This is a genomic window from Rhizobium sp. MHM7A, assembly GCF_005862215.1.
GTDB classification, from domain to species: domain Bacteria; phylum Pseudomonadota; class Alphaproteobacteria; order Rhizobiales; family Rhizobiaceae; genus Rhizobium; species Rhizobium bangladeshense.
Map to the genome: position 1 here is coordinate 23,523 of NZ_VCHT01000023.1, position 21,116 is coordinate 44,638.

Annotated in this window: 15 protein-coding genes and 3 pseudogenes; 11 read left to right on the plus strand and 7 right to left on the minus strand. The window is 57.4% G+C overall.

Annotation, left to right across the window (positions count from 1 at the left end):
- Positions 1-10 precede the first annotated feature (10 nt).
- From FFR93_RS37105 to FFR93_RS37120, 4 genes and pseudogenes are all read right to left on the minus strand, one after another.
- On the minus strand, positions 11-949 hold the full coding sequence (locus FFR93_RS37105; RefSeq protein WP_138396841.1) for an ABC transporter permease: 939 nt from the start codon (positions 947-949) through the stop codon (positions 11-13).
- A 38-nt stretch (positions 950-987) separates the two neighbouring features.
- Entirely contained in the window at positions 988-2,535 is a 1,548-nt protein-coding gene (locus FFR93_RS37110) for an ABC transporter substrate-binding protein (RefSeq protein ID WP_138396842.1), read from the minus strand.
- Positions 2,536-2,822: 287 nt separating this feature from the next.
- Positions 2,823-3,229 (minus strand): annotated as a pseudogene (locus FFR93_RS37115) (DNA-binding protein); the annotation flags it as partial.
- A 312-nt stretch (positions 3,230-3,541) separates the two neighbouring features.
- Positions 3,542-4,663 carry an omptin family outer membrane protease gene (locus FFR93_RS37120; RefSeq protein ID WP_246661399.1) on the minus strand — a complete coding sequence of 374 codons (1,122 nt, stop codon included), beginning with the start codon at positions 4,661-4,663 and terminating at the stop codon, positions 3,542-3,544.
- A gap of 471 nt (positions 4,664-5,134) precedes the next feature.
- Here FFR93_RS37120 and FFR93_RS37125 point away from each other — a divergent pair.
- Positions 5,135-5,288 (plus strand): annotated as a pseudogene (locus tag FFR93_RS37125) (IS3 family transposase); the annotation flags it as partial.
- A gap of 45 nt (positions 5,289-5,333) precedes the next feature.
- Here the strand turns inward: FFR93_RS37125 and FFR93_RS37130 are convergent.
- From FFR93_RS37130 to FFR93_RS37140, 3 genes are all read right to left on the minus strand, one after another.
- On the minus strand, positions 5,334-6,362 hold the full coding sequence (locus FFR93_RS37130) for a C45 family peptidase (protein WP_138396843.1): 1,029 nt from the start codon (positions 6,360-6,362) through the stop codon (positions 5,334-5,336).
- Between the two features lie 17 nt (positions 6,363-6,379).
- Positions 6,380-7,798: a biotin carboxylase gene (locus FFR93_RS37135; RefSeq protein ID WP_138396844.1), complete on the minus strand. Its 1,419-nt coding sequence runs from the start codon at positions 7,796-7,798 to the stop codon at positions 6,380-6,382.
- A gap of 78 nt (positions 7,799-7,876) precedes the next feature.
- Positions 7,877-8,482, minus strand: a complete 606-nt coding sequence (locus FFR93_RS37140; protein ID WP_205910759.1) for a hypothetical protein — start codon at positions 8,480-8,482, stop codon at positions 7,877-7,879.
- 1,013 nt (positions 8,483-9,495) lie between these two features.
- Here FFR93_RS37140 and nifH point away from each other — a divergent pair.
- From nifH to FFR93_RS41750, 10 genes and pseudogenes are all read left to right on the plus strand, one after another.
- Positions 9,496-10,389, plus strand: a complete 894-nt coding sequence (gene nifH / locus FFR93_RS37145) for a nitrogenase iron protein (RefSeq protein WP_011654205.1) — start codon at positions 9,496-9,498, stop codon at positions 10,387-10,389.
- A gap of 102 nt (positions 10,390-10,491) precedes the next feature.
- Entirely contained in the window at positions 10,492-11,976 is a 1,485-nt protein-coding gene (nifD, locus tag FFR93_RS37150) for a nitrogenase molybdenum-iron protein alpha chain (protein ID WP_138396845.1), read from the plus strand.
- A gap of 97 nt (positions 11,977-12,073) precedes the next feature.
- On the plus strand, positions 12,074-13,615 hold the full coding sequence (nifK, locus tag FFR93_RS37155) for a nitrogenase molybdenum-iron protein subunit beta (RefSeq protein ID WP_138396846.1): 1,542 nt from the start codon (positions 12,074-12,076) through the stop codon (positions 13,613-13,615).
- 62 nt (positions 13,616-13,677) lie between these two features.
- Positions 13,678-15,075, plus strand: coding sequence for a nitrogenase iron-molybdenum cofactor biosynthesis protein NifE (gene nifE / locus FFR93_RS37160; protein WP_138396847.1), 1,398 nt, complete (start codon positions 13,678-13,680; stop codon positions 15,073-15,075).
- A gap of 77 nt (positions 15,076-15,152) precedes the next feature.
- Complete coding sequence (gene nifN / locus FFR93_RS37165) at positions 15,153-16,502, plus strand: nitrogenase iron-molybdenum cofactor biosynthesis protein NifN (RefSeq protein ID WP_138396848.1); 1,350 nt, start codon at positions 15,153-15,155, stop codon at positions 16,500-16,502.
- A gap of 361 nt (positions 16,503-16,863) precedes the next feature.
- Complete coding sequence (gene fdxB / locus FFR93_RS37175) at positions 16,864-17,187, plus strand: ferredoxin III, nif-specific (protein ID WP_138396849.1); 324 nt, start codon at positions 16,864-16,866, stop codon at positions 17,185-17,187.
- A 430-nt stretch (positions 17,188-17,617) separates the two neighbouring features.
- Positions 17,618-18,655: an aspartate-semialdehyde dehydrogenase gene (locus FFR93_RS37180; protein WP_138396850.1), complete on the plus strand. Its 1,038-nt coding sequence runs from the start codon at positions 17,618-17,620 to the stop codon at positions 18,653-18,655.
- A 207-nt stretch (positions 18,656-18,862) separates the two neighbouring features.
- A pseudogene (locus tag FFR93_RS37185) lies at positions 18,863-19,485 on the plus strand (FMN-binding negative transcriptional regulator).
- A 1,030-nt stretch (positions 19,486-20,515) separates the two neighbouring features.
- A complete protein-coding gene (locus FFR93_RS37200; protein WP_065283532.1) occupies positions 20,516-20,713 on the plus strand; it encodes a hypothetical protein in 198 nt (65 codons plus the stop codon).
- Positions 20,703-21,110, plus strand: a complete 408-nt coding sequence (locus FFR93_RS41750) for a recombinase family protein (RefSeq protein ID WP_246661400.1) — start codon at positions 20,703-20,705, stop codon at positions 21,108-21,110. Before FFR93_RS37200 ends, FFR93_RS41750 begins: the two co-directional genes overlap by 11 nt.
- Positions 21,111-21,116: the final 6 nt, after the last annotated feature.

Here is a 21,116-nt window from a genome sequence, read left to right on the forward strand (position 1 = left end):
GGCTATCTCCTCAGAACCGGACGCGCGGGTCGATGAAGGCGGTGAGCAGATCCACCATAAGCGTGATCAGGACGGTCGAGACCGCGAAGATCAGCGTCAAGCCCTGCACGACATAGTAGTCGCGCCCGAGCAGCGCGTTGACCATCAGCGTGCCGAGGCCGGGCACCGCATAGACGGTTTCGACGATGACGGCGCCGCCGATCATGAAGGCCACCATGACGCCGAGCAGGTTGAGCGTCGGCAGCGCGGCGTTCGGCAACATGGTCTGCCAGAATATCTGCCGCTCTGTGGCGCCCTGCGCCCGCGCGGCGGTGACGAAGTCGGCCGTCGTTTTTTCGATAAGGGCGGCGCGGAGGCTCTGAGTCAGAACCGGTACCAGCCAGATGGCCGTCGACAGGGCCGGCAGGAAGAGGTGATGAAGATGGCCTGTGAAACCGGCGCCGTAGCCCGAGACCGGAAACCAGCCGAGGCTGACGCCGAAGAAGCGCGACATCATGATGCCTAGCCAGAATACCGGGATGGTGAGGCCGGCAATCCCCAAAAGGCGAACGACCTGGTCTGCGATGCCGCCTGGACGGCGGGCGCCGAGGAAGGCGAGCACGACCGTCGGTGGGATGGCGAGGCACAGCACATAGCCGGTCAGGAACAGCGTCGGCCACATGAACTGTTCAATAAGCTGGCTCACCGGTCGCTGAAAGCGCAGCGACAGGCCGATATCGCCCGAAGCGAGATTGGCAAGATAGGTCAGGAACTGCTGCCAGAGCGGCAGGTCGAGCCCATATTGCGACCGGATCGCAGCGATGGTTTCAGCACTCGCCCTCTCCCCGGCAAGAAGCCGCGCGGGATCGCCCGGCGCCATGTGCACTAAAAGGAACGTCACGAGGCTGATACCGGCAAGCACACCGATCAATTGCAGCAGGCGCCGCGAAATGAGTTGCAGTAGAGTCAATCCGGTTCTCCGGTTCGAGTGTCAGGGGCGAAGGCGGCTCACTGGCCGATGGAGGTTTCTTCCAGCGTCCACTGTAGCGAGGGCGTCAGCTTGAGACCCTGGAGACGCTTCGAATAGGCAACCGCATTTGGCGCATAATAGAGGGGGATCTGCGCCACCTCCTCGGTGGTGATCTTTTGAATCTTCTTGTAGATTTCCGCGCGCTTGGCCTGATCCGCCTCTTTGGTGCCCTGCTCCACGAGCGTGTCCACCTTCGGATTTGCATAGAAGGTGTTGTAGGAGTTCGAGCCGCAGGATCCGCACACGGCCCAGCGGACGGCAAGGTCAGGATCGGGAGTCTCGTTGTACCACCAGTTGGCTGCGGCGTCGTAGTCGCCTTTGCCTGTCGCATCCCACCAAGCGCCGCTATCGACATTCACAATCACCGGTTTTAACCCGATCGCTTGCCATTGGGCCTGCATCAGCAGCGCCGTCTGCTGGGACGGCGCATCGGCGGCCGCCAGGATCTTTACCTCGCGCCCCACCATGCCGGATTCGGCCAACAGTTGCTTTGCCTTGGCGGGGTCGTGCGGGATGCCCGGATAATCCTTGTCATGGAAATCGAGGCTGCCCGGCAGCGTGGTGTTCGCCGGTTCGGCATAGCCACGCGTGATGGCCGCGGCCATGGCGCGGTTATCGATTGCCTTGCCAGCCGCCTGCCGCGCCTTCAGATTGGAGAAAGGCTCGCGCTTGTGGTTGAGCAGTGTCATGTAGATCGTGGTCGAAGGCTCGAGCCGCATATCCACCGACTCGGCCGCCTTCAGCTCGTCGATCTGCGCCCACGGCACCGCGCGCACCACGTCGACCTCGCCGGCCTTCAGCATAGCGATGCGGGTTTCGGGCGATGTGATCTCGATCAGCTCGACCGTGGCGTCCGACTTCGGATAGCCCTTGCGCCAGTAGTGCGGATTGGGTTGGAGAACAAGCTTCTCGTTCGGCTTCCACTGTTTGACTTCATAGGGGCCGGACGTAACCGGGACCGTGGCGAAAGCCGCCTCATCGCCGCGCTTCTCGACATCGCTCTTCGAGACGATGCCCGTGTTCCAGATTTCCGCGTTGCCAAGGAAAGGCGCGAAGGCCGACTTGAGCGTGATCAACACGGTTTTCGCATCCGCCGCGGTCACCGATTCCACCGCCCCCAGCGGCGCAGGATAAGCCGACCTCTTGTCGCTTCGGACACGGTTGAGGCTGAAGGCCACGTCGGCAGCCGTGATCGGCGAACCGTCCGAGAACTGGGCATCGCGCAGATGAAAGGTGTAGCTCCTGCCTTCGGGCGAAATCTCCCATTTCTCGGCGAGCCCCGGCTCGAGCGCGCCGGTTTCAGAGTTCCGGCGCAGCAGACGCGAATAAAGTTGGCCGTAAGTTTCGATGTTGCCGGCGGCCGCGGAGCGCATCGGATCAAGCGTCGTAGTCTGGTAAGGCGAAACGACGCGAATTACATCGTCGGCGAATGCCGGAACGGCCCAACACAAACCCATCGCGACGAGGGCACTGCCGCGCAACACCGCGCCCGCACCCCGTGGGCGGAATCCGCTCAAGGAATTCATCTTGTTCTCCTCCCGATATTTCTCTTGTGCCTTTCGGCAAGGGGAGACGTTATGTGGGATTATTAACTATTGTCAACATCAAAGTTGAAAAGATAACATCGTCTCACTCGCCGATCGCAAGAGATAAAAAAATATCGGCCGATCGCCCGCGCTGCAACGAGAAACTCTGCAAGGTCACCCGCTCACGGCCTGGGCCGTTACGGTAGCTCGCCCCCAACCGAACAGAACGGGTGCAACGATTGAGGCGGTGAAGACTCAAGACCTCGACAGGCTGCAGCAGCGTTTGCCCCTTGTTCCCGCAGGCTCTGGAGGGCGCGGAACTGGTCGAGCGGATGAACGCCGACGCGCTGAACGTTCCCGGCAACGGAATCCTCGACCTCGAGCGTCTCGCCGCGGCTGGCGATGCAGGGAACGCCGGCGGTCCTGGCAAGGCGCTTCTGCGCAACAGCCGTTCAAGGGCACGATACCGGCAACCGCCGGCGGGAAGCGATAGATGCCGGTCTAAACCCCATCGTCGTCGAGTTCGGTGCAACATTGAGGCTGGTCAAAAGACCACGGTGGCGATATCTTCCGCGAGGTCTTCAATCGACACGCTTACCTTGATCTTGCGGACGTTCTGCTGACTGAGCACAGCTTGTTGAACGAGAATATCGCGGGCTGCGGTGAGGGTGATTTTGTCAATGGCCTGTGCCATGTCGGTTTCTCCGTGACTGACCGACTGGAACCTCTCTCCAACCGTCCTTGCCGAGCGCTCCGCCTAAAAATCGTTCTCCAATGTCAGCTCTCCGCGAAATTACTTCAGTTCCTGAGGCGTTAACATGGCTAACCGCTGGACCCGATCAGGCCTTGATCTTCCGTCTGAGCGCCTGTTCCTGCTCCGTTCAGACTTTCGTACGATTTCCGAACTGCCCTTGTTCCGACTCCAATCTTCCAGGCTGTTGTGTCCCGGAATAGTCAGACTGATGTGCGGCGATAGCCTTCTGATGAAAATAGTCATGCTGCCAGGTCAAAACGTGGCCTTTACCCCGAGGAAGATCGACATCGACTGAAAGTTTGCCCCGGTCGCATCCTTCTCCCAAGCGGAGCGTGTGCCCTTCTCGGTGTCGTCTACTTGCGTTTTCCCGCGGCTGTTAAACACCCGCTCGAATGAAGCGGACAGATAGAGCGAAGCAGCTGGCGTCATCGCGTAGTCAAGGGCAACAGTTGCGCCGATCGTCGGCGCTGGGTTTATGTCATCATGAAAACGGAGATGCTTCAGCCAATGGTCGTCGGTGTCGTTGATGCCGAAGCTCAAGCCGGTCTGAAGGCCGCCGCTGATCGTAAGATCGCCGAGGACGTGTTCGCCGCTCAGGCTGAGGAAGCCAATCGGTATCTGTTGCCGGTAACTGATGCCTCTTTCCCAGTCTGGCCAAACCTTAGGTGTGTCCCGGAACTTTTCCTTCGTATAGATGCCGGACCCGCCATAGGCGGTCCACTTGACGTCGGCATAGTGGATACCGGCGCCGACCGCGATACTGGTAGTCGCGTTGCCGTAGATGATCCGGTTCAACTGGATCGCTCCGGCGACATAGTGATCGAGTTCGGTGAGGGGATGGATTGAGCGGTCGCTCCAGTCATCGTGCCCGGTGCTCTTCCAGTCGTAGTCAACCATGTGGCCGTTGCCGCCGCTGCCGATTTCGACGCTGCCCTTTACGCTGTCGTTGTCGATCTTCGCGTCCACACCAACAGCGAAGAGGGTCATCCCATTGCTTTCCCAGTTCAGCTGGCTGTTCTTGTGGTCGCCGTTATAGACAAATTCCTGGGTCTTGATGTTGGCGAGGCCGAGTCCGCCGAAGAAATTCCCGTCGTCGAAGGAATACAAAGCGTTGTTTGCGGCCGCCAATGATGGGGTGGGCACCAGTAAGCAGAAAGTGATTGCGGATACGGTAATGACGCGCTTCATCAACTGACCGAGTGTTTCGTCTGGCACCTCCGTCTTGGACCTGAGCTTTGTCGGCTCAGATCGGCTTTGTGTGGTGCCAGAGTTGTCCGCTGCATAAGCTACTGGTGTTGATGGATCGGTGTCGCCGTGCGGTTGCAAGGCTGGGTGCGTCGACCCAGCCAGGGAATGGAAGTATTCGCGCGCCATCCATTGTCCTTTGCTGGAGTTGATCAAATTGCGGGACTGGGGAGTTCGGCAACATTCTTCCCCTGAGCCACGCAACAAAACTTCTCGCGTGTAGTTGGTCAGGGTCTGCAGCAGATATGATAAGGCCCTCTCTTTCAGACCTCCCGCCCCAGGCATTACCCGTCCAGCGACGTCAGGGGGAGCTCGAGCAATTCCAGTGCGCGGTCTTTGTTGCTGATAAGATCGTGGTAGTGAGCCACCTCCAGAAAGAGCAGGAATGCAGGAAGATTGCATTGGGCTAGATCAAGAACCAGGATGTTTTCAGACCGCGGTCAGCTCGCCCGAGCGGTGCAGACGCGCTAGGCTCACCGCAACGCGGCGGTTCGTCTTCACCGGTCGCCCGGCCTTTTCTCATGGCAGCCCATGTCCAGCCCCCCTCGTAGGGATCACTTCCACATTCGCGGGAGCTGTTGCACCGTCCGAACCAAAGGTGAAGGCATCGAAAGCGAAGATGTTCAGAACCTTGTCGTCACGGCCGTCGAAAACCGTTTGGCCGCATCAATACCCTTCCTAAGCCGTCGAATGGCTGAGTGACAATGGATCGTGCTTTGTTGCGACAGACACGAAATCGCTGCTGCTGGATATCAGTTACACGAGGGCAAAATAATCGATCCACATGATCGTCAGCTGCTCACCGAGCCCCATTCAAGGTCGGCGCGAGGCCGAAATCCCCGTCGTTGAAGCGGATGGTCCGCACCTCGTCCTGGAAATCCGCGCAGGACTGCCGCCAGACTGACCCCGGCCAGACCAGTTCCACCGAGGCGTCGAGCGGCCGGTAGACGGCGGTGTAGAGCGTGCCGCAGTCACGTCCGTAGTGTGTCTGATACACGGGGGGTCGGTGGAAGCCGGAAAGAACGTCTTTGATACTCGCCGAGGCGGGCAGCAATTTCTCCACCGCCGCCTCGCGCTCGACCGAATTGGTGATCTCGGCGTAGCACGCCCATTCTACGCCGTGCTGGTGGTTGGTGCTGACGCGACGCTCCACCACTTCCGCTGGGCGATCCGGATTTACATAGACGGTCGCGTAGTTTCCCTGACGGTCGATCACCGCGATGGAATAGGACATGTGCACTGGAATATCACGGAGCATGGCAACGGCTGCGGCCGTGGTGTTGGCAAACTCCAGCACGTATCGCAGCACAATCGGCATGCCGAACCCCTGCCCCACGGCTGTGCGCCCGCCGAAGGCGAGCGAGACCGCCAGCCCGTCCTCGTTGATGCCGTCGAGCACGCCCCACAGGCAATCGACCACCGCGACGACGCGCTTGCCGTTGAAGCGCGACGCGAGCCAGGTGCCTTCGAGAAGGCGCGGGCTATAGTCATAGTTGCGAATGAGCGACGGCTCCGCACCGGTCACGATCGCCTGCGAGCAGCCGCCCACATAGAAGGGCGGGCACCACATGGATAGGAAGCGGGCTTCGAGATCCCCGCCGCCGGCCGTCTCCACGATCGCCTCGTAGGTCGGCAGCAGTTTCGGCATATGTGTCCGCAATGCACTGAGGCTCACGGAATAGGTCGGGCGCGATCGGACACCTTCGCGCACGAACCAGCGGCTGTAGACGGGCCAATGGCGATCGAACACCCGGCGCCATTTGGGACCGGGTACATCTTCGTTTATAGCTTCGAACTTGAAGTCCATGGCGTCCTGCAGAATCTTCAACGGATCGGCTCCTTCGCTTAGGCGTGCTGGACTTCGGTGGCCGGCTTGCTGACATAAAGGCGATTGATGCCTTTGATCCAGTTCCTGGCGCGATCGTTTAGCTCAAATTCGTCGTCCTGCCCCCGCCCGCGCACGACAAGGGCTCCGAGGTCGGCGCCCTTGTAGCGGGCGTCACCGCGGCCGGTGAAGCGCAAGAAGAACGCCTCCCCATCGTTCTCTATCGCCTTCCATCTACAGGCGAAGCGGTCGTATGACACGCTGCCGTCCGGCGCCATCCGGTAAATGCCCGTCGCCGGCGCATGGGCGGCAATCCCCACGTCCTCGCTCGACTTGAGAATCAACTGCGACCGGGAATCGATGAGTTCCTTCCGTGCCCAACGATCGTTAAGTTCCTTAACGTCGATATCGTACTCGATACCGAGAAATTCCATTAGGTGAAATAGGAAGAGTGGCGCATCGGCAAAGGCAAAGGCGGCCTGGTTTATCAGCGAGCTTGCGCCGGATATGCGCGGATTGAGCTCGCCGAGATAGACCTCATTGTCCTCGGGAACGACGAGGAAATCAGCATTGAAACAGCCGCGATAGCCTTCCTGGAGCAACTGATCGCCGAGGCGGATGGTCATGTCACGCGCCTTGGCGCAAACCTCTTCGGAAAAGGCGTTGGCGAAGATTTCATTGCCAGCCCAGCCGCCCTTGTAGGGCGTCAGCTCCGGCTTGCCGATGATTTCGGTCATAAGTGGGGCGACGAGCGTGCCGGAGGCCGTGGTGCAGGCCTCGATAGTCGCGCTGCGGCAGTTGATGCGCTTCATGATCTTGACCTCATCTTCCGCGGAAATTTTCGCGGCGTGGAGGTTGTAGTCATCCTCGCTGGCGATGAAGAAGGTCGTCTTGCCACTGTCGCCGAAGGCGGTCTGCACCACCAGGTCGGCGCCGAGACCAGCCTTTCTCGCCGAACAATCAAGTTCCTCATAGGTGCGGGCGGGGCCTAGCGTGTTGGGCACGGAGGGCACGCCCGCCTTGTTGCCGATGCGCACTGTTTCCATCTTGTTGTCAAAGTGCTGGCGCAACTTGGCCGTCGGGAGCAAGATCTCCACGCCGAGTTTCTTGCAGATTTCTTCGGTCTTTTCGTTGAACATCAGGCAGACGATACCGGGGCGGCCGCCGCGCCTGCTGATATAGTCGATCACTTCCGGGTGCTGGAGGAGGTGGTTGGTGATGTCCTCGATGCTCTTGGGCTTGAAACCGGGGATTTTGGAGGGAACGAAAACGTCGGGATGGCGCCCGTCGAAGGGGTCGATGTAGCTGATGAACTTGAAGCTCCCTACCCATTCGTCGATGCCCATCAGATTGAAAAGCGACGCTGAGATGAAATAGATCGGTCGTTCGTTGCGGAGCATGAAGAGGCGAAGCTCGGCAATATCGCTAATGCATTTCATGATTGGCCCTCGTTCGCTTCGAGTGTTTCATGCGCTTGATCGCGCTTCTTTTCTTCTTAACGGCACTTCGACGGCCAACTAGATCGTAGCGCAGGCGCCGATCCATTTCGAATTTCTGATCGACTTGCCGCGGGAGACCGGCAAGGCGTGGAAGTTGCTTACCGGCAGTTTGGCGTGGTCGCGCAGGGCAAAGAAGAACGGCGCATCGTAGCGCTGCACGACGTTGCGGATGATGGATGAATAGAGTTCGTCGCAGTCCTCCTCGCGGAAGAAGATGCGCGTGAAGGTCTCGCCCGTGCGCGCGGCGATTTCCTCAACATTGCCGTCGGTGAAGAGATAGAGATCGAGCTCTGGTCGAAACTCCGCAATCAGGCGGCCGAGCGTCGGGCCGCGCTCAGATTCCGGAACGGCCTCGATGTCCGCGCCCAGCCCCTCGAGCCCCCAGTGCGACGTGGCCAGATGACGGTCCTGGGAGCGGAGGGGCAACCCGTTGCGAATAACCACGGCTTGGATCTCGGTGTTGACGCGCGTCTCGTGTAGCGCGTCCTCGACGCTTCGCACGAAGACGGTGCGGATGACGAAATCGTCATCGACGCTGCGTTTGCGCTGCAGGTGACGGCGTATGGCCTTCTGCTCGGCCGCCGAATGCGTGCCGACAATCAGTACCACTAGTCGGGCTGCCATGCTTGGCGTTCCTTCATGTGTTCGAAGCTATGCAGATGCGGCGGTTGTTCCGCTGCCTCGCAATAGCTCTCAAGATTCGTGCCAGGCAGGCCGATTGAGATGACGAATAATAATTCGCTGCGATTTCAGTTATGTGGGCGTAAAATACGGGCTTGAGAACAGGAACGCTTGTCTCGCAACCGACAAAGGTAGCGACAAAGCCGCAATTCATGACGTACCCCAATTCAATGGGCCATTTGGAATTTGCCAATTAAGATCCCTGACGGGAAAAGTAAGGTACCCGGCGAAGGCCTCGAACATTACGAGCAGATCATTTATTCTGAAGCTGGCGAAGGATAGACGCCACTGAAAGGTCGAGCTTTCTAAACGATCTACGCCGGGCGGGTGCCCTTGAAGAAGCAGCTAGGCCACTTGGACGCGTGCCGCACGACGTGTGGTCACGAATGGCGCCTTCTTCGTCGTCTAAGGGTCATGTTTTGTGCGGGGCGAGAGCTTCGTTGACATCGCTGCCACCATCATGATGGACAGCAGAGTAGGACGTTAACCCTATGCCAGGCACCAGACCCGGCATCAATTACGTCTTCTCGGTGAAGTGGATCGCTAGCCGTGGCGTAATCGAAGTGACATGGCGCTTGATCATCGCCGGAAACAGCGCTTTGCGGCAGTGATCAGAATTCGTTACGGCTGGTCTGGTGATGGGATACAGGCTGTTCGAACAATAATCCTAGAAGCGTACACATGGATAAATGAGACATCCTGACAGTACCATTAATCGGCCCTCAGAGGGTGACAATCCATTTCGACATTGTCATCACCTTTGTCGGTTACGTGACAAGCGTTCCTGTTCTCAATCCCGTATTTTACGCCCACATAACTGGAATCACAGCGAACTATTGTTCCTCATCTCAATCGGCCTGCTTGGCACGAATCTTGAGAGCTATTGCGAGGCAGCGGAACGGCATCCGCGTTGCGGGAATACCCAATTGCTTCGAACACATGAAGGAACGCCAAGCATGGCAGCTCTGCGTCAAATTGCATTCTATGGAAAGGGCGGAATTGGCAAGTCCACTACGTCCCAAAACACGCTAGCCGCCCTTGTGGACCATGGGCAGAAGATCCTCATCGTCGGCTGTGACCCGAAGGCTGATTCTACGCGCCTGATCTTGAACTCGAAGGCCCAGGATACGGTCCTTGATCTCGCAGCAACGAGAGGTTCGGTTGAAGACCTTGAACTCGAAGACGTGCTAAAGGTAGGCTATAAAGGTATCAAATGCGTGGAGTCTGGCGGCCCGGAGCCAGGCGTCGGCTGCGCGGGACGCGGCGTTATCACGTCGATCAACTTTCTCGAAGAGAACGGCGCCTACAACGATGTCGACTACGTGTCCTATGACGTGCTCGGTGATGTTGTGTGCGGCGGTTTCGCGATGCCGATCCGTGAAAACAAAGCTCAGGAAATCTACATCGTCATGTCCGGCGAAATGATGGCACTCTATGCCGCCAACAATATCGCCAGGGGCATCCTGAAATATGCTGCAGGCGGCAGCGTGCGCCTGGGTGGGCTCATTTGTAACGAGCGTCAGACCGACCGCGAACTCGACCTCGCCGAAGCGCTGGCTGCCAAACTCAATTCCAAGCTCATCCATTTCGTGCCACGCGACAACATTGTCCAACACGCCGAGCTTAGAAAGATGACGGTGATCCAATATGCGCCGGACTCGCAGCAAGCGGCCGAGTACCGGACACTTGCGCAAAGAATACATGACAATTCTGGCAAAGGCACCATCCCGACCCCCATCACCATGGAAGAACTTGAAGACATGCTTCTCGATTTCGGGATCATGAAGACCGACGAGCAGATGCTTGCCGAACTTCAAGCCAGGGATGCCAAGTTGAAAGCTGCCCAGTGATCACACTGACCCGAGCGAGTAGCGACACGCAAAGCGCCCGCCATCCCGTGAGGGAGGTTTCGCCGTTCAGGCTTAAGCCGGATTTTCCAAGGGGTTGGGTCAATGACCTTCAATTATGCCAATGACAGTGATTTACATGCGATGCTTATCGCGGATGTGCTGTCGCAATATCCGGACAAAGCAGCAAAGCGCCGCAGTAAGCACCTTAGCCTTGCAACGAGCGAAAAGGACGCAAACGCGACCATCGAATGCGAGGTAAAGTCGAACATCAAGTCTGTTCCAGGCGTGATGACGATCCGCGGCTGCGCTTACGCCGGTTCAAAAGGTGTCGTCTGGGGACCAATCAAGGATATGGTTCACATATCACACGGGCCGGTCGGCTGCGGTCAATATTCCTGGTCGCAACGTCGCAACTATTACGTCGGCCTGACGGGCATCGACACGTTCGTAACCATGCAATTTACATCCGATTTTCAGGAAAAGGACATCGTTTTCGGTGGTGACAAGAAACTGGAAAAGGTCATCGATGAGATCGCTGAACTTTTCCCGCTAAGCAATGGCGTCACCCTGCAATCAGAATGTCCGATCGGCCTGATCGGCGACGATATCGAGGCCGTAGCGCGAAAAAAGGCCAAAGAACACGCGACGACCGTTGTGCCGGTACGCTGCGAAGGCTTCCGTGGCGTGTCGCAATCGCTTGGCCACCACATCGCCAACGACGCAATTCGAGATTGGGTCTTCGACAAGAAAGATATAAAATTCGAGGCAGGTCCCTACGACGTTAATGTCATAGGCGACTATAACATTGGCGGCGATGCATGGGCCTCGCGCATCCTGCTCGAGGAGATCGGATTGCGCGTGGTCGGCAACTGGTCGGGAGATGCAACTCTCGCCGAAGTGGAGCGCGCGCCGAGAGCGGCACTCAACCTCATTCACTGCTATCGGTCGATGAATTACATCTCCAGGCACATGGAGGAAAAATATGGCATCCCTTGGATGGAGTATAATTTCTTTGGACACTCCCAAATCGATGCCTCGCTGCGCAACATAGCCGAACACTTCGGGCCGGAGATCCAAGAAAAAGCCGAAAAGGTCATAGCCAAATACCAACCCCTCGTTTGGGCCGTAATCGACAAATACTGGCAGCGCCTTTCCGGCAAACGGGTGATGCTCTACGTCGGGGGATTGCGTCCTCGTCACGTCGTCACCGCCTATGAGGATCTCGGTATGGAAATCGTAGGAACCGGCTACGAATTCGGTCACGGCGACGACTATCAGCGCACTGGCCACTATGTAAAAGAAGGCACGCTGATCTACGACGATGTGACTGGCTATGAACTTGAGAAATTCATTGAGGGAATTCGGCCCGATCTCGTCGGGTCCGGCGTTAAAGAAAAATACCCGGTGCAGAAAATGGGCATTCCATTCCGTCAGATGCACTCCTGGGACTATTCTGGTCCGTATCACGGTTATGACGGCTTCGCGATTTTCGCTCGGGACATGGACATGGCCATCAACAATCCAGTTTGGGGTCTCTACGACGCGCCCTGGAAAAATGACCGCGCTTTGGCGGCGGTTGCTGGGTGAGGACATAGCGTTCGCGCGTAAAAAACGCGCAACGGCTTAAGCGACGCATGTTTCTGGACCGCCCTTGAGCCGCGGCCAGATCGAAAGAGGTGACCCTATGCCGCAATCAGCTGAGAAAACTCTCGACCACGCGCCCCTATTCTGCGAGCCGGAATACAGGCAGATGTTGGCCGAGAAAAAGTTGAACTTCGAATGCCCGCACCCTGATCAGGTCGTGTCAGACCAACGCGAATTCACGAAGACCTGGGAATACCGCGAGCAAAACTTGGCCCGCCAAGCCCTTGTCGTCAATCCGGCTAAAGCCTGCCAGCCACTCGGCGCGGTTTTCGCAGCGGCGGGATTCGAGCGAACGATGTCGTTCGTCCATGGCAGCCAAGGTTGCGTTGCCTACTACAGATCGCACCTATCGCGCCATTTCAAGGAGCCGTCATCGGTGGTCTCGTCATCGATGACAGAAGACGCCGCTGTATTTGGTGGCCTGAAGAATATGGTCGACGGTCTCGCCAACACGTACAAGCTCTATAACCCGAAGATGATCGCGGTCTCGACCACATGTATGGCCGAGGTCATCGGAGATGACCTGCATGGTTTTATCGAAAATGCCAAAAGTGAAGGTTCGGTCCCGCGCGATTTCGATGTCCCCTTCGCCCACACACCAGCCTTTGTCGGCAGCCATGTCGATGGCTACGATAGCATGGTAAAAGGTGTGCTGGAGAATTTCTGGAAGGGCACCGCGCGAAGTGAAGCCACCGCTTCTATCAACATCATTCCTGGATTTGATGGCTTCTGCGTTGGGAACAATCGCGAATTAAAACGCCTGCTCGACTTGATGCAAGTGACTTACCTGTTCATCCAGGACGCATCAGATCAGTTCGATACCCCCTCCGATGGTAACTTTCGTATGTATGACGGGGGGACCAAAATCAATGACGTGAAGGCGGCGTTGAACGCGGAGGGGACGTTGTCCCTGCAATATTACAACACTCGCAAGACGCTGGATTACTGCAGAGAAGTTGGACAAGCGACGACCTCCTTCCGCTATCCTCTCGGCGTCGAAGCTACCGACGAACTCCTGATGGCGATATCTGACATTTCCGGGAGAGAAATTCCCGAGGCGATTCGTCTGGAGCGCGGGCGACTCATTGACGCGATGGCGGACAGCCAAGCTTGGCTGTATGGAAAAAAATACGCGATCTACGGCGATCCAGATTTCGTTTATGGGATGGCGCGCTTCATCATGGAGACCGGCGGCGAGCCAACCCACTGCCTGGCCACTAACGGCACCTCAGCTTGGGAGGACGAGATGAAGGAACTCCTCGCATCCTCGCCCTTCGGGAAGAATGCACAGGTTTGGCCAGGCAAAGATCTCTGGGCACTGCGCTCGCTACTGTTCACCGAGCCGGTGGATCTCCTGATCGGAAATTCTTATGGGAAGTATCTCGAACGGGACACCGGTACCCCACTGGTTCGGCTGATGTTTCCGATTTTCGACCGGCACCATCATCACCGATTCCCCCTCATGGGCTACCAAGGCGGACTGCGTCTTTTAACGGCGATCCTCGACAAGATCTTCGACAACCTCGATCGCGAAACAATGCACGCGGGTGTGACAGATTATTCGTATGACCTCACTCGCTAAGAGCGGCCGGCCAAGCGGCCGGCCAGGCCGCCCATCTCTCAACCAGATATGAAGGCAGACGAATGTCCTCGCTCAACGCCAACATCAAGGATGCCTTCCACGAGCTAGCGAATGAAGGGAGCGGCAGCAAGGGCCCCAAGGCGCGCCGAAGGAATTGCGGGAGGCCAATGTCCCCGGGAACGGCCGTCGGCGGTTGCGCTTTCGACGGCGCCAAGGTCGCACTGCAGCCGATCACCGATGTCGCACATCTGATTCACGGGCCGCTCGCCTGCGAGGGAAATTCCTGGGACAACCGCGGCGCTGCCTCGTCAGGTCCAACACTTTGGCGCACGAGCTTCACGACTGATCTTACGGAAATCGACATCGTAATGGGACACAGTGAACGGAAGCTCTTTAAAGCGATCCGGGAAATCAAGGATGGGTATGCGCCCGCGGCGATCTTCGTCTATTCAACCTGCGTTACAGCGATGATCGGTGACGACATCGACGTTGTTTGCAAGCGAGCGACGGACGAATTTGCCTTACCGGTGGTGCCAGTCAATGCGCCTGGCTTTGTCGGATCTAAAAACCTCGGCAACAAGCTAGCGGGCGAGGCGCTTATCAAGCATGTCATAGGTACCGTGGAGCCCGATGAACCGGGCCCTTTCGACATCAACATCCTCGGCGAATTTAACCTCTCGGGTGAGCTCTGGCTGGTGAAGCCGCTCTTGGATAAGCTCGGCATCCGCGTCCGCGCCTGTATCCCGGGAGACGCGCGATACCTGCACGTCGCCTCCGCCCACCGCTCACGCGCAGCGATGACGGTGTGTTCGACAGCGTTCGTTGCTTTGGCACGTAAGATGCAGGAACGCTGGGACATTCCATTTTTTGAGGGCTCCTTCTATGGCATTTCCGGCACCTCGGAGGCGCTCCGGCGGATCGCCGATCTGCTTGTAAGGAAAGGTGCCGACCCCTCGCTTTTGCGTCGCACGGAAATCCTTGTAGCGGAAGAAGAGGAAAAAGTGTGGAAGAGGCTGGAAGCCTACCGACCTCGCCTTGAGGGCAAGCGCGTGCTTCTAAATACAGGCGGCGTGAAATCATGGTCGGTCGTCCATGCCTTGATGGAGATCGGCATGGAGATCGTCGGCACATCAGTCAAGAAATCGACGCTCGAAGATAGAGAGCGAGTGAAACAGACCCTGAAGGAGGAGAACCTCCTGTTCGAGTCGATGTCGCCGCGCGAACTTTTCTCGCTTCTACTCGAGAGAAAGGCTGACATCATGCTGTCGGGCGGACGCACCCAGTATATAGCGCTAAAGGCAAAACTGCCCTGGCTCGACATCAACCAGGAGCGTCATCACGCTTACGCTGGCTATGAGGGAATGGTGCAACTTGCTCGACAAATTGACCTGGCAATCCACAATCCGATGTGGCCGCAGGTGCGCGAGCCGGCGCCATGGGAGCCGGCCTTGGTCGTTTAAAAACGAGCGAAAAGAGAAGCGTAAGCGCGTCGAACCAAAACCGCGAGATCACTCGCAAAAAATGTTGAGGTCGTACTATGGCACGCGTCGTATCTCAAAATAAGTCGGCGGCGGTCAACCCCCTGAAGTCGTCTCAGCCGCTTGGTGCTGCCTTCGCCTTTCTGGGCGTCGACGGCGCAATACCTGTGCTCCATGGCAGCCAGGGATGTACGAGCTTCGCGCTCGCACTGCTCGTGAGGCATTTCAATGAAGCGATCCCGCTGCAAACGACGGCGATGAACGAAGCCGCGATAATCGTCGGCGGAGCGGATCGTCTCGAAGAGGCAATTCTCAGCCTCAAAGCCCGCACAAGGCCACGACTGATCGGGATATGCACGACCGCGTCGGTAGAGGCCCGCGACGAGGATGTCGCCGGTGACGTCGAAAACATCAAACGCAGGCGGGCGATGGAACTTGTGGGCACCGAGGTGGTAGTCGCCAACACGCCTGACTTTGACGGCGCCATAGAGGAGGGTTGGTCTAAAGCTGTTACCGCCGTGATCGAGTCAATAGCGCGACCTGACAAGCAGTATCGCAATCCGAGGAAGATTGCGATCTTGCCTGGCTGGAACTTAACGGTTGCTGACATAGAACATCTGCGCGAGACGGCCGTAAGCTTCGGCCTCGACCCGGTTATTCTGCCCGACGTATCCGGAGCGCTCGACGGCTCCATCCCCGAAGAATGGATGCCGATAACGTATGGCGGCACCAAATTGAAGGAGATCCGCGGTCTCGGTGCGACGATGCAGTGTATCGCAATCGGTGAGCATATGCGCCGACCGGCTGAAGCGCTGCAGAGACTGACCGGCGTGCCGTACGTGCTGTTTAGATCGCTGACGGGCCTAGAAAACGTCGATCGCTTTATTCGCGTGCTTGCCGCTATGTCACGCAAACAGACACCGCTCAATGTCCGCCGCAACCGAATGCAGTTGCAGGATGCCATGCTCGACGGACATTCCCATATGGCTGGCAAGAAGATCGCAATCGCTTCCGAGCCCGATCAACTTTTCCAGCTCTCCGACTTTTTTACTGCCATGGGTGCGGAAATTGCGGCCGCGGTCACCACGACCGGCACTTCGAAGGCGCTCGAGATGGTACCGGCGAAGATCGTCAAAGTCGGCGATCTCAGTGATCTGGAAAGTCTCGCCGCAACGGCCGATCTTATCGTCACACACTCGCACGGCCGAGAAGCTGCCAGACGTCTCGGCGTTCCGCTGATGCGAGTGGGGTTCCCCATGTTCGACCGCGTCGGCAGCCAGCACAAGCCTACAATATTGTATCGGGGGACCCGCGACGTGATTTTCGAACTCACGAACATCATTCAGGCTAACCAAAGCCCGCCGACCCCTGGCCCACGTGGCTCAACCGACAGGCGGGAATCGCAATAATGAGATCAGTTCGTCGCGTCTCGCTCTTCAATAGCGGACTTCATCAATGCGGTCGAAATGGCAGTTGAGCGCTTTGCGAATCGCGATCGCCACGCAAGTTATGAAAGGACTGAAAGCGCATTTCGCATCGGCCAAACGATTGGCCATCTATGACGCGACGCGCGACGCCGTGGACCTTCGTGGAAGCCGCTAGGTTCGAGGATATCTCCGACGAGATCGGAAGAAACCGTATCGAAGGAGGACTGCACCGGGGCAAAGATAGCGGCGTTAGACAGCTGCCAGCTCGCATTTTGTCCCGCAATCGGCGCGCCCTCGGCGGTTACATTTGTCATCGGCAGAACTCGCTAAATTGGAGGAATCTATGACAAGCTCATCCGTGACTCGCGACGGGTCCCTATGGATTCCGGAATATCTGAATTCGATCAATCCTGCGATGTGCATCGGCTGCGGTCGCTGCTTCAAGGTCTGCTCTCGTGAGGTCATGCATCCCTACGGCATCGATGAAGCAGGTGAAATGCTCGGTGTCTGCGATGGTGAGGACGACTTTAATGGTGAGCTCAGTCGCGTGATCATGGTCATTGATTATCCGGGCCGCTGTATCGGCTGCGGAGCGTGCGCCCGCGTCTGTCCCAAGAACTGCCAGACTCATATCGTCGTTGATAATCGTGCGGTGCACGAACCTTGAATTCCGTTCCGCGCGGTAGAAGCCGCCGGCGCCCATCCACAGTGCGAGACAATCGCATCGGTTCGATGGCGTGGAGAAGGCCGCATGGCAGCTTTGCGTGAAAGCAAAGCCGGCCATGCGACGCGAAGCTCTTTCTGGGCATCCAACCTGCCATTCGGAGGCAATCATCACAGAAAACACCAGGTCGAGAGTCGAACTGTGCATCAAGCCGCGACCTACCTCTCTGTGATTATTCTTTGCGTCGCCGAAGCGACAGTCGCGAGTGAAACCAAGGTCATGCCCAACCCGTCCGGACTTGATGAGGTCGACCTCGGAGCATGTAAACCCGCCGACGAGTTCGACAGCCTTCCGGTTACCTCCTTGGGCGGCGGAAGCGAGCTTCGAAATTTGAAAGCAAGATCCAACTATGAGCTTCTAAATGAGGATACTCATGAGAGCATTAGATATTTCTGTTGTTGGAGCAACCGGGGCGGTCGGAACGGCCCTGATCAAGTTATTGGAGAAAAGCGAGATTGCAATCAATCGACTGCGGCTGTTCTCCTCCGGTTCGGGTGCGCGCCAATTCAAGTATCGAGACCAAACATATTTGGTTGAGGCACTCCGCGACGTCGGCGATATCGCCGATACAAAAACCGATATCGCATTCTTCTGCGCAGGCGATGACGTAAGCGCCAATTGGGGGGCTCCGTTCGCATCCCAAGGTACCTTGGTGATTGACAACTCGAACTCCTTTCGAATGAACTCTGACGTACCACTCATCGTACCACAGGTTAACGCCTGTTCACTTACCGTTCGCCCACCGTCTGGAATAGTAGCAAACCCAGATTGCTCCACGATACAGCTGGTTCGGGCACTGAAACCGCTGATGGCGACGTTCGACGTTCACCAGATCATTTTGACTACCTATCAGGCAGCGTCTGGAATGGGTCTGCTCGGGTGTAAGGAGCTACTAAACGGTGCCGAAGCCGTGCTCGAGGGGAGCGCCGGCCCCCCTGCGGAGAGGTTTCCTGTCCCTCTCGCGTTCAATGTCATACCGCAGATCGGAGAGTTTTCCCGCGAAGGCGTGGCTCTTGAGGAACGCAAGCTGGTTCAAGAATCACGGAAGATCTTCAGTATGCCTCATCTGCAGTTAACCGCCACCTGCGTTAGCGTGCCGGTAAAGACGGGTCATTCCGAGGCGGTATACGTCGAGTTCGACGATCATGTTCGACTAGAACAGGTCCGTGAGCTCCTAGCAAATGAACCAGGTGTTCGACTTTATGCTGATGAAATTCGCGACGGATATCCAACGCCGCGCCTTCTGGGAGATCCCGCAGATGTTCACGTCGGACGGGTCCGAGTTAATCCCGAGAATCCGCGCGGGCTGTGGATGTGGTTGGTAGCTGACAACCTTCAGGTTGGGGCCGCACTCAACGCACTCCTCATCGCACAGCTTGCGATCGCCAATAACTTGATCGGTGAAACATGAAAACGACCATTGTCAATTTTGGGGGCTCGAGTTTTCGAGATCCTTGTAATACGCTTGAGTTGCTCGGAATTTAGGTAAGCTGCGGTCTGTAAGCGGAAATAAGATTATGGCCGTGGTTTGCGCAGTGTCTGGAATGACCGACAAGCTGAAAGCAACCATGTTTGGCGTCAACAGGGAAGCATCACCATTTGGGTCAAGGAGAAGCTTATGTACACCCCGCCAGCCTTCGCCGTGGAAGAGACGACCGAACTTTACGAGATGATGCGGCAATGTCGCCTTGCCAATTTCGTGACGGCTACACCCAACGGGCCGATGGCCACTCCCTTACTTATTTCCTCGATGAGGCCGAAGGAGAAAGGGGCGGCCTCTATGGGCATCTGGCGCGACCGAACCCGCAGTGGCAGGCTCCTGTCATCGGCCATGGACTTGCAGTCTTTATGGGGCCGGACGCCTATGTGACGCCGTCCTGGTACGCTTCGAAAGCAGAGCATAGGAAGGTGGTTCCAACGTGGAACTACACAGCCGTTCACGCCAGCGGGCCGGTCGAGTTTTTCGAAGAAGCCGAACGACTATTTGAGATTGTGTCGCGCCTCACGAGAATCCACGAGGTGTCACACTCGCTACCTTGGTCAGTCACTGACGCTCCCGAAGCCTACATTCATGCTCAACTTCGCGGCATTATTGGTATTCGCATGCCCGTCGTGTCGCTGCAGGGAAAGTGCAAGATGAGCCAAAATCGTCCTGCGGGCGATCGCAAAGGGGTGAAACAGGGACTTGGCGATAGCGGCAGCCCTACCGATCAGATTGTTTCTGACATGATCCCCGGCTGAGACGAGCAATTGGGAGTGAAATTCCGGAAGTATCAATAGATGTTGGAATCACCCTTGATCGATGGATCAAGGAAAACGCCCCTAGTTTCACAGCGATGAGCATTTATGTCGACGGGACAAAAGCCGGAGAAGGAAGCCTGTAAAGCCGGGTGTTAAAGGAGGGAATGATTCCTTCGATCAAGTCGTCGAACTGTATAACGCCGTCGGTCTCAAGCATGTCATTCGCGTTGGCGGCGGGAACTATGATACCAGTGGGGCAATAATTGGAGACTGGATTATATTTATCGGCCACGGCTGCTTCGCGCCCGCATTTTCGCCGTTCTCGCCGTATCCGCAAGTACTTAGAAGCTGACATGAAATCGGCCTAGGAATGCAGCTATAAGTTAGCTGGCGCGTCATCCGTAGTTGGCTTGAGACACGAGAGCGAATGCCCGCAACCATCAACATCCCAGCCTGCTGTGCCGGATCACACACATCGTCTTCCAAGAAGCTATCTGACCTTGCCCCCAAGTTGTATCCAGTTTTGAGTTCGCTCCAGCGGTTTTTTGAGGTGCTCCCCGATTTTTGGGCCAGCGGGAGCAGGAATTTTCGGGGTTATGGCTCAGCTCAGCGGGGGTGCCGATGAGCCGTTAATAAGCGAATTCGGTACCTTGTTGCCGATCGCGCTATGTGGCCGGAACTTGTTATACAACACGACGACAGAACACCCACGGGACCGAGGTTCGCGAGCTTATGTATCCGTGGCATCCCTGGTCCGGACGGCTCGTTCACGTGCATGAGGCGGTGTCCAAAGGGACGCATATTTTCCGCTGCAGCCTTTCTGGTTCTTCTTCTGGTCGACTTCTTGAGGTCCCGTCGTGGATGTTCAACCGATCAGTGAGTGGTTGTTGGCGCAGCCTGGCGGTCCCGCACGTCGATCTCGCAAGCCTGCATACTTTGGCAAGATTGCTGAAGGACGCTGATGCCTCATCGCAATCTGCGGTAATGGGCGCAGCATTGGTCTCTCACGAAACGAGTCGGAGAGATGTTCATGCCTCGCCAGCCCATGACATGCCAGTTCGATCTGTTCTCGGCCCCGCAGCGGGGGAAGACGGCAGGGACGCCGCAATGGTCGGAGTTGCCGGAGGAGACCCGCCAAGCGTTGACGGTGCTCATCGTGCGGCTGTTCGTCGATCACGCAAAGTGCGGACATGCCTCCCAACAGAAGGAGGCCGGTCATGATGCATGAGAAGATCGGGCCGCATCATCTGGAGCGGAAGGCCATCCTCTATGTTCGGCAGTCCTCGGCTCACCAGGTTCTTCACAATCGAGAGAGCAGCGCCCTCCAGTACGCCATGCGCGACCGTCTGGCAGCGCTTGGATGGTCACATATAGAGACGGTGGATGACGACCTTGGTCGTTCGGCCGCCGGCGGCGTGACCCGCGCTGGATTTGATCGGATGGTGGCGGAAGTCTGCCTTGGCAAGGTTGGCGCCGTGGCCGCGCGTGAGGTATCGCGCTTCGCCCGGAACAGCCGTGATTGGCAGCAACTCATCGAGATGTGCCGCGTTGTCGATACCGTCCTGGTCGACCAGGAAGCAATTTATGCGCCCCGCAGGGCAACGACCGCCTGCTCCTGGGTTTGAAGGGCA